The following is a 14,171-nucleotide window of genomic DNA, read 5'->3' on the forward strand; positions in this document are numbered from 1 at the left end:
CTCGATATTATAATGATCTCTCAGCCAATTTTCCACATCATATCCGGTAAGGCCTAAATGGCGAATATGAACGGTGATTTTAGTCGGATCATAATCATAGGTAGCTTCCGTGCCAAGAATTTCGCTGCCGAAGCAATATAGCCCTTCAATTTTGTTAACCTCTGAGCGGCAATATTCAGCTAGTTCTAGAGCACGTTGGGCAATTTCATGACCGTTAAGGGCCAGATTGCGTCGGGATGTGTCCAACGAAGCCAGCAGGATATACGAAGTCGACGTCGTTGTTAACATACTAAAAATAGTTTGTACACGCTGCGGATTAACAAATCCGTTTTTTGTATTTACATTCAGTATCGAGCTTTGAGTCAAGGAACCACCCAGCTTGTGAACGCTTGTAGCTGACATATCTGCCCCCGCCTCCATGGCGGACATCGGCAAATCAGTGTGAAAATGAATCAGTACTCCGTGAGCCTCATCGACCAGGACCGGCACATTATAGCTGTGAGCGAGATCTACAATTTCCTTCAAATCGGCGCACACACCGTAATATGTCGGGTTGATGACAAGGACGCCCTTGGCGTCAGGGTGGCGTTCCAATGCCCGGCGTACGGACTTGGTTGTAACCCCGTGGTGAATACCGAGATTCTCATCACTGACTGGAGAAATGAATACCGGCTTCGCACCAGCAAAGATAATGGCAGACATTATAGATTTGTGTATATTTCGGGGTACAATAATTTTATCACCCGGCATGCAAATGGACATAATCATGGTGATAATGGCTCCGCTTGTGCCCTGTACACTGTAATAAGTATAATCAGCTCCGAAGGCTTCTGCTGCAAGCTTTTGAGCTTCTTCAATGACGCCTGATGGCTGATGCAGATCGTCCAGTGGAGCGATGTTGATCATATCTATGGAAAAAGCATTATCCCCCATAAATTCGCGAAATTCCCGATCTGCCCCCACTCCCTTTTTATGACCTGGGATGTGAAATTGAACCGGGTTGCTCTGAGCATGCTTTTTCAAAGCAGTAAAAAGCGGGGTGGTGCTTTGATTCATTAGTGTTGTCACAACCTTTCATGCAGGATTTCAATAATCCTGTGCAATTGATAATAGAACAAAATTGAGTATAGCAGTTTGAAGTAGGAATGCAAGCGATTGGGGACGCATTTATTTGCCAAAGAGCGGAGTAGGCGGAGAAGCTGGAATGTATATACAATAAACGTAGGTAGAGGATGTGGGGATAGATGAAGCAAATAAGAAGAAAAAAAGTTTCGCAGCGGCTGTGGACTCCCTTTTTTGCTAAATTATGGATACTCGTATTTTTGGTCGAATTTATGAAGGGATCTCTTCTGGTATCCATTCTGCCGGTATATATGGGAGAAACGTTGGGGCTGTCGGCCGGGATCATCGGTTTGGCTTTTTCGCTGCAGTATTTTGGAGACAATGCATTTCGGGCGCCGGCGGGCTGGATGGCTGAACGGCTCGGTTACCGTGGAACAATGTCAACCGCGTTGTTGTTTACGCTTGTAGCGATCATTATGCTAAGCGCCCTGACAGCGCCTGTGTGGCTTGTCATCGCATGTCTGCTGCTAGGACTGGGGACATCTCCGCTCTGGCCTTGTGTGATGACTGGGACGACTGAAATGTCCGGACCTAATAACAATAACGGTGCGGCGATGGGGACACTAGAAATTGCGTCTATGGGCGGAACAGGCTTGGGTCCACTTATTATGAACTTCGCCATATCCCACTACGGACACTCTTACAGCACGGTATTCATGATTTTGATAGGGTGCAGCATTGTATTGCTGCTGGTTGCTCTTATGCTGCCTGGAACGAACAGGTCTGCTGGCAAAGCTGAACCTGAACAGAGCGCTCTTATATCTTCGGGGGACTCCAAGCAAAAGCAGCAAGTGCTGAGAGGTATCCAGGAGACGATCCGCACGCTCAAAACCAAGCTTAATGTGAATCCGTTAATTTACCCTGCGCTGTTTTTACAGTCCTTTGTCATTGGTTTGATCAGCCCTGTGCTAACGCTGTATGCGCGGACGGATCTCGGAATTTCGCCGAACCTGTATAGCATGCTTCTGATTGCTGGTGGTGGCGTGACTGTGCTGGCATTGATCCCTTGTGGCAAGCTGGTGGATCGCCTTGGAACCAAGTATTTTTTGCACATCGGTTTTTTGCTTGCCGGGACCACGCTATTTTTCTTTTCAACAGTACAGAGCATTCCGCTTGTGTTTGTATCCGTCGCCATCATTGGCTTGGGATACGCGCTCATTTTGCCTGCATGGAACACGTTTCTTGCCCAACTGATTCCGGAAAGCGAGCGTGCAACAGTGTGGGGCTTTTTTTTAACACTTCAAGGCTCTGGCATGGTTATCGGCCCACTCGTTTCAGGGGTGCTATGGGACCATGCCGGACACACAGCACCTTTTATCATCAGTGGGATCGTGATGCTGCTCATGTTTAGCTGCCATCTGGTATTGGCGCGCCATCCGCGCAGGAAGAATGCAGAGGCCTGAACAGCATTCGTAAACGTGCTGATGCTACTCCAGCGTGCGGTACTACTCCTTTGGGAAAGCCATTCGATACAGCGGCAGCAAATGCTCAAAGGTGGAACGCACCGTCTGCAGCAACGCAGCTCCGTCACTGACGAGAGGATCGTTACGATCAATACGGAGCCCGCACATAACCTCGGCTTTTTTTACCTGCTGCAGCTTGTTAATAATGGATTGAAACTCCTCAGTGTCCATTTGCTGCTGTTCTGTGCCTTGAGGAGCCATATGATCCATGGACCAGTAAAAATGGCCCGGTAGGTTAGCACGTACATCGCTCAGGTTAGCTTCAAGGGCCTGGGCAAACGTGATTTTATTCGGACTTTCATAAATGACTGCGAATATAACGAAAATATGGGAAGCGAACATACCTACCTCAAAATGCGGCAAGGCCTTATACCCGCGCTTATTTGCCGCCCAGGCTACCCATGTATCGATCGGGGGATTGACCTTGCGTCGTGCATGCTTGGCTACGTGAACGTGCATAGTTTCTCCGCATAAGTCCGTCAAGAAGGGGGCTAGCTCCTCGCCAATCACCTCCAACTTGGGCCGTACCTGCTGTATTAGCACCTCCATGCGAGGCTCCAAGCCTGGTATTTCAAAAACATCAAAGTCCTTTGCAGTAAATCCACTGAATGTCATTCCTATTCCTCCTATATCAAGGCTAAGCCATATCATTTGGCGTAATATGTCCGATTATAGCATAATGTCACGGGCTTGACCGACTTTAGACCGGGCTCGGTACAAGCATATAAGGCAAAAGTAGGATTGTGCGCTGTTACTCATAAAAATAGGTCAAATAACCAAGTACCCTTACATAAAATGAAGTATAAAATAGAGCAAGGGAAGATCAAGCGGGAAAGCCGCAGGCTTGCTGTAGCCGGACTTCTTGAATCGGACTTGAAAAAGGAGGGAATGCCGTGAACAAGGGCTGTGAGGTAGAATATTGCAATCTAGAGCTCCGGTTTAGCCGTCGGCATATCCATAATCTGATCAAGGATTTGATATCGGAAGGGTATTCGCTGTACTGGAGCGAGGATGAGTCGTATCTGGTTTTGTCGGTGAGAACCGGGCGCAAGCTGGTGAAGCTCCGTTTTCAACAATTGCGCACTGGACACTACAAGCTGGCTGGAGATTATGTAATCCGCGATGCCAAGCTGGCTGAGTGGTTGGAGAAGCTGATTGGAAGCACCCGAGGTCATGCCATTGTCAAAAGAGTCAAGGATCATCATATTTTGGTGGAAAATATTTTGTTCGGCGAGGTCATTCGTCTGGTCGAGGTGACTGGCTTTAAGCAGCGTGTCATTTATCAGAAGGGACCAGTGCTATCCGCCCAGGAAATGGAGGATATGTACGCTTCCAATGAAGGGGAAACCCGGCTGCTGCTGCTTAAGATGGAAGTAGACGATGAATTGGAGAAGCTGTTCACAGCGATGACGGAGAAAGATACAATTAAAATCGAGAATAGCCATAAACGCCTGCAAACGCTATCTCACCAACTGCTGATGATGGAAGCGTAGTACATCGGAACACCTCATGCAAATGGGGTGTTTTGATCTGCGATTAGACAGGGGTTCACTTCTGACACTAAAAACGTTAAAATAGAAGTGCACGTGTTCCGATTCACATAAAGTGTAATGCGGTAAAGCGGCGATATAGAACACAAAATATGTTGCAAAGGATGAGGAACCAGATGGCAAAACAGCAAATTGGTGTGATCGGCCTGGCGGTAATGGGTAAAAACTTGGCCCTTAATATTGAGAGCAGAGGCTTCACCGTTTCGGTTTTTAACCGCTCTCCAGAAAAAACGCACGATCTTATCAAAGAAGCAGAAGGCAAAAAACTGACGGGTACTTTCTCCATTGAAGAATTTGTGAACTCACTGGAATCCCCCCGTAAAATCCTGATCATGGTTCAAGCTGGTAAAGCTACAGATGCCACGATTGAACAGCTTGTGCCTCATCTGGACAAGGGCGACATTATTATAGACGGAGGCAATGCTTACTTCCCAGATACACAGCGCCGCAGCAAGGAGCTGGAGGCAAAAGGACTTCGCTTTATTGGTACAGGCGTATCCGGTGGAGAAGAAGGTGCCTTGAATGGTCCTGCCATTATGCCGGGTGGACAAGAAAGTGCCTACAAACTGGTAGAGCCGATTCTGACTGCAATCTCTGCTAAAGTGGACGGCGACCCATGCTGTACATATATCGGTCCCGACGGTGCTGGTCACTATGTAAAAATGGTGCACAATGGTATCGAGTACGGCGACATGCAATTGATTGGTGAAGCATATCACTTGCTGAAATCAGTTCTGAATGTGAGTGCGGAAGAGCTTCATGAAATCTTCACAGAATGGAATAAAGGTGAGTTAGACAGCTACCTAATCGAAATTACAGCTGACATCTTCTCCCAATATGATGCTGAAACAGGCAAGCCTATGGTAGATGTGATCCTGGATGCAGCAGGTCAAAAAGGTACTGGTAAATGGACGAGCCAAAGTGCGCTGGATCTGGGTGTGCCATTGTCCATGATTACCGAGTCCGTATTCTCCCGTTTCTTGTCTGCTATGAAAGACGAGCGTATTGCGGCAAGCAAAGTGCTGAGCGGACCTAAAGCTGAATCCTTCAGCGGCGACAAGAAAGAATTTATCGAAAGCGTACGTAAAGCATTGTTCGCAAGTAAAATTGTGTCTTATGCTCAAGGCTTCGCTCAAATGCGTGCAGCTTCCGATGAATATGATTGGGATTTGAAATACGGAAAAATTGCAATGATCTTCCGCGGTGGTTGCATTATCCGTTCGCAATTCCTGCAAAATATCAAGGATGCGTATGACCGCGATCCTGCCTTGAAAAATCTGTTGCTGGACTCTTACTTCAAAAATGTAGTAGAAACGTATCAAGATGCATGGCGTCAAGTGATTTCTGTAGCCGTATCCCAAGGTATTCCAGTGCCTGGCTTCTCCAGCGCGCTTGCTTACTATGACAGCTATCGCACTGAGCGTTTGCCAGCAAACCTGCTGCAAGCGCAACGCGACTACTTTGGTGCACATACGTTCAAGCGTGTGGACAAAGAAGGCGTATTCCATCATCAATGGTTCTAATAAACCGATGAATATGTAATGATGCAGTAGGTAACGCAAAAGGAAGCTTTTTTGCCCTCTGGGTAGAAAAGCTTCCTTTTTTGATTTGGTAGGATAGTCACGATTTTGAAGACGGTAAAGGATTGTGTAATCTTTTGACGCTATGGTATGATAGAAGTATGATATTTTAATGCTTTACCGCGTCTAAGCTCTGAGTACAAATAAAAAAGACGGAAAGTTCCCGTCTCTTTTATAAACTAGCTGTTTGGTTGCTCCTGTGACCATTGTAGCATGCCGCCGGTCATGTTGGTGCAGCCTTCGTAACCTAGCTGCTGCAAATATTCGCAGGCACGTTCACTGCGATAACCGCTCCGGCAAATAAAAATGATTTCACCAGTGCGTTCGATTTCCTCAAGACGGCCCGGAATCTGTCCGAGCGGAATGTGCTTGGCACCTTCAATCATACCTTCCGCTACTTCTTCCGCCTCACGGACGTCGATCAATTGCAATTGATCTCCTGCTTGCAGGCGTGCGCGAAGCTCAGAAGGTTCAATCAGAGCGATTTGCGTCATGGCTGGACCTCTTTTCTAATGTAGTTGGGTACTACTAGTGTTGTTGTCGTGTGAGAAACGTCACACTCTCTATGTATGATAGCGAACCGATCTCAAGGCTGTCAATTAGCCCGAATCTAATAATAAATAAAGACCAGCCAATCATGTTGCTAAACCTCAACAGACCTAAATGAATATTTCTTATTTTTTAGGTGGAGAAAAGAACGTTACAACTTGTATAATTAACGTAAACTAGGATGGTTTGAATCGAAAAGGAGCATGTATATTATGGATGTTATCGTTAGACCTACCCCTTCCTTACAAGGAGAGATTGGGGCTTTGTCCTCCAAAAACTACACGACTCGTTATCTGCTTACGGCTGCACTTGCCGAAGGACAAAGTACTATTTATTATCCAGCTCATAGTGAAGACAGTGATGCTATGCGCCGTTGTATCACCGATCTGGGAGCAGTGCTGGAAGAGGATGATGAAAAAATAGTGATTGCAGGTTTTGGTAGCCATCCTCATGCTGTGAAAGAATTGAATGTAGGCAATGCAGGAGCAGTGCTCCGTTTTTTGATGGGGATTGCGTCCCTATGTCCGGATGTTACATTTGTGAATACATATCCAGACTCCTTGGGGAAAAGGCCACATGATGATTTAATCGATGCATTAGGGCAGCTGGGGGTTAAGGTAGATCATCGTGAAGGCAAGTTGCCAATACGTATACAGGGTGGTCAAGCGAAGGGCGGTAAAATTCAGGTATCCGGCTCGGTTAGCTCACAGTATTTGAGCGCTCTGCTGTTCCTTACACCTTTACTGGAGGAAGATAGTGAAATCGAAGTGCTGCATGATTTGAAATCCAAAGTGGTCATCGGGCAGACTTTGGAGGTATTGCAAGAGGCCGGTATTATCATTCATGCAAGTGATGACTACATGTCTTTCCGCGTCCCGGGTCGGCAATCGTACCAGCCACGTACGTATACTGTACAGGGGGATTACCCAGGGAGTGCTGCGGTGCTAGCGGCTGCTGCAGTAACGAATTCAGATGTTACGATCCATCGTCTTAAAGAGCAGAGCAAACAGGGAGAACGTGCAATTGTAGATGTACTGCGTATGATGGAAGTGCCGCTGACACATGAGAACGATACCGTTGTCGTAAAAGGGAACGGTCGATTGAAAGCCATCGAGTTTGACGGTGATGCTGCGACAGACGCTGTGCTTGCCATGGTAGCTGCGGCTGTATTTGCCGAAGGTACATCCCGCTTTTATAACGTAGAAAATTTACGGTATAAGGAATGTGACCGTATTACCGATTATTTGAATGAATTGAGCAAGGCTGGCGCTCGCGTAGAAGAACGTCAAGCGGAAATCATTGTACATGGCAGACCAGAGGGTGTCGAAGGTGGTGTGGAAATTAACGCGCATTTTGATCACCGTGTTATTATGGCATTGACGGTAGTAGGTTTGCGCGCGCAGAAGCCGTTAGTGATTAAGGATGCGCATCATGTCGCCAAATCGTATCCACAGTATTTCGACCATCTGACGACGCTTGGTGCTTCTGTAGAATGGGTAAAATAAAGGTAAATTAAGATGCAGACAGGAGGAGATCAAATGGCTTTTGAAAATCCGTCTAGAGAAGAGATTAAGAACATTTTGGAACAAGTAGGCAATATTGCGGTTGTTGGTTTGTCTGATAAATCAGACCGCACCTCATACATGGTTTCTTATGCTATGCAAAAGCGGGGATACCGAATTATTCCGGTTAATCCTGCGGCTGCAGGGCAAACGATTCTTGGAGAGACTTGCTATGCCAGTCTTGCTGAGGTTCCCGAACCCGTAGAATTGGTTAATGTATTCCGCCGCAGTGAATACTGCGCAGAGGTTGCGCGTGAAGCCGCTGCAATTGGAGCTAAGATATTGTGGCTGCAACAGGGAATTATAAGTCAGGAAGCCGCTGATATTGCGCAGGAGCACGGCATGACGGTTATTATGGATCGCTGCATTAAGGTAGAGGATTCAGTGACCCAAGCTGTTCGTAAAGGATAATTACACCTCATACCCATACTGTATGCACATGAAGAAAAACCTTCTTCCCTTGTTCTATAGGGTTGAAGGTTTTTGGTGTGAAATGAGAACTGTGGTACAGTATATTATACTTTCCGATATCCATATAATGTATGTATGCTTGCAATATGGAGAGGGTCTAAATGAATTCATAGGCTTATCGTTGATTAATAAGTTATCTGACCTGTAGAAACGTAAATAAATATTTTTGGCTGACGTAACCATGGCTTTGACAAAAGTATTTATTCGGCTTACCATCAGGGATAGAAGGGAGAGGAATGCCATGAATTGGCTCGGATCCTTACAACAGCTTGGTCGTGCTGTCATGCTCCCGACGATGGTGCTACCAGCAGCTGCGATATTGCTAAGTCTAGGCAGCCTTCCTTGGGCCACGTGGGGATTTCCTATGGTGTCTGATATGGCAAATGCGGCGGGACACGGGATTTTTTATTTTTTGCCGTATTTGTTTGCGGTGGGTGTTGCACTAGGAATGTCGAATCAAGCAGGTCAGGCGGGACTGGCGGCATTGGCTGGTATGGCTATATATGACCAGGTCACATTGAGATTTGGAAACGGACTCATTCAGCCAGCGACGCTTATTGGTATCATTTTGGGGGTCATTTCAGGGTTGGCTTATAATCGCTTCAAAAGTATTAAGTTGCCCGAAGTGCTACAGTTTTTTGGAGGCACCCGATTTGTTCTGCTGCTTATTGGCCTGTTCTCTGCTGTATTTGCAGGGCTCATGTTGATTATTGCTCCGCTGATTCAGCGAGGGCTGGAATTTATAGTAGGCCTGGAATCGAGCTTGGGCGGCTTTGGACTGCTTATTTACGGCATTCTATATCGGCTGTTGGCCGCTTTTGGTCTTCATCATCTGCTTAACAATATATTTTGGTTTCAACTGGGTACATATAAAACGCCGTCTGGCAACGTTGTGCAGGGGGATTTGCCCCGGTTTTTTGCTGGCGATCCGACAGCGGGCTATTTCATGTCCGGGTTGTTCCCCATTATGATGTTTGCGATCCCTGCTATTGCGCTTGCAATCATTCAGGAAGCTCGTGAAGATTTGAAGCCAAAGGTGCAAAAAACGTTTCTCACAGCTGCATTGGTCTGCTTTTTTACCGGTGTGTCGGAACAGATTGAGTTTGCCTTTTTGTTTGCAGCTCCTTATTTGTTCCTCGTTCATGCGGTTATGTCTGGTCTAGCTATGTGGCTTACCTTTGAGCTGGACATTCATCATGGCTTTTCATATTCGGCGGGTTTTATAGATTATGTCCTTAATTTCCATCTGTCACACAATGCCTGGTTGTTAATTCCAGTCGGAGTGGCATACGGACTTGTGTATTATGTACTGTTTCGATGGGCAATTCGTCGGTTCCGGATTCCCACGCCTGGCCGCGAGGAAGGCTCGGTTCTGGAGGATTGGGCCGGTAATATTCCTTACAGTGCTCCGCTTATTCTGGAAGCACTCGGTGGGAAGGAGAATATTGTGCAGGTAGAGGCCTGCATCACCCGTTTGCGGCTGACCGTCCACAATGACAGGCTGATAGATACCGGAGCGATGAAGGCTTTGGGATCGGCCGGGCTTATTAATCTGGGCGGGGGTAATTTACAAGTCGTATTTGGAACCTATTCAGAACTGATTCGTGAGGAAATTGCGAAGCTGATGGAGCGTGATCTTCCTCAAATTTTGTTCAATGCTCCTGTACATGGAAAAATGTTACCGATTCATGAAGTGCCTGATAAAATTTTTGCGACAAAGCTGGTTGGGGACGGCGTTGCTTTTGTCCCTGAACGCGGTGAACTTGTGTCTCCGGTGTATGGTACGGTAATGCATTTGTATCCGACCATGCACGCTTTGGGCATCTCCACACGAGAAGGACTTGAGGTTCTGCTTCACATCGGGATTGATACTTCACAGCTAAAAGGAAATTTTACTGCTATGGTAGAAGCAGGCGATACGGTTGAACCGGGGCAATTGCTGATCAAATTTGATTTGCAGGCGCTGCGAGAGCAAGCTCCATCGCTGGTGACTCCTATGGTCATCACGAATCCGGATCGTGTCAAGTCGTGGAGCTTTGCTCCGTTTAAAACAGTGAAAAAAGGTCAGGCCTCGGTAATGTCCGTTGTGCTGCATGACAGGAATGTTGGAGGGGTAGAAACATGATAGAAGGCATCGGCGCCGCAGCAGGTGTGGCCATCGGGAAGGCATTTGTCCTGCCGAGCTGGGAGTGGGATTTACCTGATCAAAAAATGGATACGGTAGATCTTGCGAAGGAATTTGAACGATTGTATGAAGGAATACGTACGTCCAAAAGTGAAATTCAGTTTATTAAGGACGAGTTTCGAGAGATGGTGGGAGTGGAGGAATCCAGCATTTTTGATGCTCATCTTGCGATATTGGAAGATCCGGAATTCATGAACGAAATTAGCGGCATTATTCAGCGTCAATACAAGGCAGCCGAGGTGGCTGTGAAGGAAGCTATTGATCATTTTGTGACAATGTTTGATTTGCTGGATGATGAATATATGAAAGAGCGGGCAATCGACATTAAGGATGTGGGGAACCGACTGCTCAAGCATTTGCTGGGCGCACCGGAAGTGACTCTTCCCAACGATACACAGCCCTATATCCTGGTAGCCAAGGAGCTCTCGCCATCTCAATCAGCCCACTTGAATCCCAGCTATGTGCTAGGGATTGTGACTATGAATGGTGGTAAAACATCGCACTCTGCGATTATGGCCCGCGCGCTTGGTATTCCACTCGTTTCTGGATTGGAGAGCAATTTGAATTTGCCCGTTCAAACCGGAGATATGATGGTTGTGGACGGAGATCTGGGTAGGGTGTATGTAAACCCAGAAAAATCCGTAACAGACCACTATATCATTTTACGTGACGAGCAGCGACGCAGAAAGGAGCAGCTTCAGGTGCTCGCTTCTGTAGAAGCTGTGACCAAGGATGGAACTATGCTGAAGCTGGCGGCCAATATTAGTTCTGTCAAAGAGCTGGAGGCCGCTTTGAAGCATGGTGCTCAAGGTGTAGGGCTGTTCCGCACGGAATTTTTATATATGGATCGTAAATCTGCTCCTGATGAAGAGGAGCAGTATCAAGTATATCGGCTAATAACCGAAAAGGCTGGGAATCATTCCGTGGTAATTCGTACATTGGATATCGGCGGTGATAAGCCGTTGGATTATCTTGAACTCCCAGAGGAAGAAAATCCTTTTTTAGGGTATCGTGCGATACGGATTAGTCTGGATTGGAAGGAACTGTTTAAAACTCAGTTGACTGCAATTTTGCGAGCTAGCGCAATGGGGAATATCAAGGTCATGTATCCGATGATCTCATCCGTGGAGGAGGTCCGCCAGGCAGATGCTCTTTTGAAAGAGGCCATGGCGGATTTGGATGCAAGAGGGCTTGCCTATAACCCCGACATACAGCGAGGGATTATGATTGAGGTTCCGGCTGCTGCGATGATTGCAGATCTCTTAGCAGCTGAAACCGACTTTTTCAGTATCGGAACAAATGATCTTGTGCAGTATGTGCTGGCTGTGGACCGTATGAATGAGCAGATTGCACATATGTATCATCCATACCATCCAGCTGTACTTCGAATGCTGCGCATGATTGCACAAGCGGCACATCAAGCCGGAATTGATGTGAGTGTCTGCGGCGAGATGGCTGGGGATGAACGATCCGTTCCACTTTGGCTGGAACTGGGAATACATCAGCTCAGTATGTCCCCCCAATCTTTGTTGCGGGTCAAGCATCGAGTGCTGAATACGACTGCATCTGAAGCAACGGCAATCGCTCGTGCTTGCTTTGGCATGTCCACTGGTGCGGCGATCGAAGACAAGCTGACTGAGGCTAATATCAGCTGTACTCCGGCCGGACCCGGGCGGACCTAATATTTTAATATCCGCAATGCTTCGATAGCTCAGACGAAAAAGCACCTTCAAAACCATTTTATTCATGGTTTTGAAGGTGCTTTTTTGATTTAGCCATACATAAGTTTACTCAAGTCCTGTGTCGGATTACATATCTTATTTCTGAGCGTGATTAGCTAATACATCGCAGAACGCTTTTCCGTAAGGTGGAAGATCGGGCGGTCGACGAGCGGATACAATGTGTCCGTCTGTCACAACAGCTTCATCCTTCCAGATCGCTCCTGCATTTTCCATATCATCACGGATACCCGGTGTGGAGGTGACTGTGACACCATCCAATATTTTAGCTGAAATCAGTACCCAGCCTGCATGACAGATTTGTCCGATGGGTTTATGTGCGGCATGAAACTCCTGTACAAGTTGAATAACCTTGGGGTAGCGGCGCAGTTTATCAGGCGCCCAACCGCCAGGGACAAGAATACCGTCATAATCGCTACTATTCAGTTCTTCAAAGGCATATTCTGCTTCAGCAGGCACGCCGTATTTTCCAATATACTTTTTACCTTTTTCAGCACCGGCTAAATGTACCTCTGCGCCTTCTTCGCGAACACGGTACACTGGGTACCATAATTCCAGATCCTCGAATTCCTCATCTACGAGAGCAATGACCTTTTTTCCGGTAAGTCTTGACATCTAACCATCCTTTCCTGCGCCACATCGGACACCCTTGTTCGTAGTCTGTACTTTTACATCTTAAGAAAAAGTAAGCCCAAAGTCCATTCCTTCGCAGTTTCTCAGGTTAGGAGTCGCTCTTTTACTACAATCACCGTCATTTTTTGACTCTCCAATGCCTTGGTAATTTGTTCATTGCTGCAATCTGTGGAAGGATTTGAGTCCCCAAAGTCGAAATAAAAAAAGGTATGATAGATTTTATAGAGTTAACAAATATTTTATAGACTAGTAGATAGATATATCTGGATATCTGAAGAGATCCTTATATAGTTTGATCCTACGTAATGAGGTGGTTAAAAGTGCACAAGCAATGCCAATGCGGTGAACCGATGGGACTGGAATTGCGTAAGGTCATATATGCGAGTAAGGTTGAAATTTTGCATGTTCCTATATTTTCATGCCCGTCATGCTTTTCCAGTGAGGTTCTGCAGCATGTAACGAAGGACATTAAGGAACTTTTACAAAGTCTAGGAAGCAAACCTGCGCCCCGGCGAATATCTTTTGCTCGCAACCATGAACTGGCAGAAATTATTCGCAAGCTTATACTGGAGGAAGCGGACAATCCCCATGTGGATTGGCAATCCGCTTTGGAGGAGCGAATGGAGCTTCGGATTAATCTCTTACTGGATCTTTATCGCTATGCGAGAAGCCTAGGAGATGAAGAATGGATGAGTGATGTAGAGAAAAGATTGCTTCAATTATCCGGTTTTACCAGTAAATCGGTATTAACGAATACAAAAAACTAAAAAATATGAAAATTTTCATGGTCACCATTGGATTTTACATGTTCTTTTTGTTACGATGTGAATAGGCCATACGACAAGACACAGAAAGGAATGTATATCCAATGGCGACGATGACGAAAATGACTACTATTCAACAATTAAATACGGCTCTGGAAGCGTCATCAGATAAACCGTTACTCCTCTTTAAGCATAGCACACGCTGTCCGATAAGTGCAGGCGCATATCAGGAAGTGGAGTCTTATTTGGAAGGGGCTTCCGACGAAAATATTGAATACGGTATCATTTATGTAGTAGAAGACCGACCAGTGTCCAATGCGGTCGCGGACAAGCTTCAGGTGAAACATGAATCCCCGCAGGCCATTTTTATCAAGGACGGGGAGGCTGTCTGGCATACATCCCATTCGAATATTACAGCCCGTGCACTCCACGATCATCTCACTTTTGTAGAATGAGTACTGTCGTTGCATAAAGTAGTATTTTGTCGTATCATGGTTCTAATTAGTTGATCTAGGATTCGGTTGAAAATTTATTGGCAATGGAGAGAAGGAAT

13 protein-coding genes are annotated in these 14,171 nt (G+C 46.4%); 9 read left to right on the forward strand and 4 right to left on the reverse strand.

What is annotated here, in order from left to right:
• Positions 1–1,056 (reverse strand): aminotransferase class I/II-fold pyridoxal phosphate-dependent enzyme (locus AC5V8P_RS15645; RefSeq protein ID WP_495473715.1); only part of this gene is annotated, 1,056 nt, incomplete at its 3' end.
• Between the two features lie 188 nt (positions 1,057–1,244).
• Between AC5V8P_RS15645 and AC5V8P_RS15650 the strand changes: the two genes are divergently transcribed.
• Complete coding sequence (locus AC5V8P_RS15650; RefSeq protein ID WP_064796286.1) at positions 1,245–2,525, forward strand: MFS transporter; 1,281 nt, start codon at positions 1,245–1,247, stop codon at positions 2,523–2,525.
• Positions 2,526–2,567: 42 nt separating this feature from the next.
• Here AC5V8P_RS15650 and AC5V8P_RS15655 read toward each other — a convergent pair whose 3' ends face one another.
• The gene (locus tag AC5V8P_RS15655) at positions 2,568–3,200 is read right to left on the reverse strand and encodes a YktB family protein (RefSeq protein ID WP_063213663.1); all 633 of its coding nucleotides are present in this window, start codon (positions 3,198–3,200) and stop codon (positions 2,568–2,570) included.
• Positions 3,201–3,478: 278 nt separating this feature from the next.
• Between AC5V8P_RS15655 and AC5V8P_RS15660 the strand changes: the two genes are divergently transcribed.
• Positions 3,479–4,078, forward strand: coding sequence for a YkzI domain-containing protein (locus tag AC5V8P_RS15660; RefSeq protein WP_063213662.1), 600 nt, complete (start codon positions 3,479–3,481; stop codon positions 4,076–4,078).
• Between the two features lie 173 nt (positions 4,079–4,251).
• The gene (gene gnd / locus AC5V8P_RS15665; RefSeq protein WP_063213661.1) at positions 4,252–5,658 is read left to right on the forward strand and encodes an NADP-dependent phosphogluconate dehydrogenase; all 1,407 of its coding nucleotides are present in this window, start codon (positions 4,252–4,254) and stop codon (positions 5,656–5,658) included.
• A gap of 236 nt (positions 5,659–5,894) precedes the next feature.
• Here gnd and AC5V8P_RS15670 read toward each other — a convergent pair whose 3' ends face one another.
• Positions 5,895–6,209 carry a rhodanese-like domain-containing protein gene (locus tag AC5V8P_RS15670; protein ID WP_064796287.1) on the reverse strand — a complete coding sequence of 105 codons (315 nt, stop codon included), beginning with the start codon at positions 6,207–6,209 and terminating at the stop codon, positions 5,895–5,897.
• 267 nt (positions 6,210–6,476) lie between these two features.
• Here AC5V8P_RS15670 and aroA point away from each other — a divergent pair, with 267 nt between their 5' ends.
• The 4 genes from aroA (at position 6,477) to ptsP (ending at position 12,164) form a co-directional block, all read left to right on the forward strand.
• A complete protein-coding gene (gene aroA / locus AC5V8P_RS15675) occupies positions 6,477–7,769 on the forward strand; it encodes a 3-phosphoshikimate 1-carboxyvinyltransferase (protein ID WP_064796288.1) in 1,293 nt (430 codons plus the stop codon).
• Between the two features lie 33 nt (positions 7,770–7,802).
• A complete protein-coding gene (locus tag AC5V8P_RS15680) occupies positions 7,803–8,237 on the forward strand; it encodes a CoA-binding protein (RefSeq protein ID WP_017427811.1) in 435 nt (144 codons plus the stop codon).
• A gap of 301 nt (positions 8,238–8,538) precedes the next feature.
• Complete coding sequence (locus AC5V8P_RS15685; protein ID WP_063213658.1) at positions 8,539–10,422, forward strand: glucose PTS transporter subunit IIA; 1,884 nt, start codon at positions 8,539–8,541, stop codon at positions 10,420–10,422.
• Positions 10,419–12,164 (forward strand): phosphoenolpyruvate--protein phosphotransferase, encoded by a 1,746-nt coding sequence (gene ptsP / locus AC5V8P_RS15690; protein WP_063213657.1) that lies wholly within the window; start codon positions 10,419–10,421, stop codon positions 12,162–12,164. Before AC5V8P_RS15685 ends, ptsP begins: the two co-directional genes overlap by 4 nt.
• Positions 12,165–12,299: 135 nt before the next feature.
• On the opposite strand, the gene AC5V8P_RS15695 is transcribed toward ptsP, so the two are convergent.
• Positions 12,300–12,836 carry a type 1 glutamine amidotransferase domain-containing protein gene (locus AC5V8P_RS15695; RefSeq protein ID WP_063213656.1) on the reverse strand — a complete coding sequence of 179 codons (537 nt, stop codon included), beginning with the start codon at positions 12,834–12,836 and terminating at the stop codon, positions 12,300–12,302.
• A 338-nt stretch (positions 12,837–13,174) separates the two neighbouring features.
• On the opposite strand from AC5V8P_RS15695, the gene AC5V8P_RS15700 reads away from it, so the two are divergent.
• Positions 13,175–13,621 (forward strand): hypothetical protein, encoded by a 447-nt coding sequence (locus AC5V8P_RS15700; RefSeq protein WP_064796289.1) that lies wholly within the window; start codon positions 13,175–13,177, stop codon positions 13,619–13,621.
• 101 nt (positions 13,622–13,722) lie between these two features.
• The gene (gene ytxJ / locus AC5V8P_RS15705) at positions 13,723–14,073 is read left to right on the forward strand and encodes a bacillithiol system redox-active protein YtxJ (protein WP_064796290.1); all 351 of its coding nucleotides are present in this window, start codon (positions 13,723–13,725) and stop codon (positions 14,071–14,073) included.
• Positions 14,074–14,171: the final 98 nt, after the last annotated feature.

The organism is Paenibacillus sp. N119s (genome assembly GCF_059447605.1).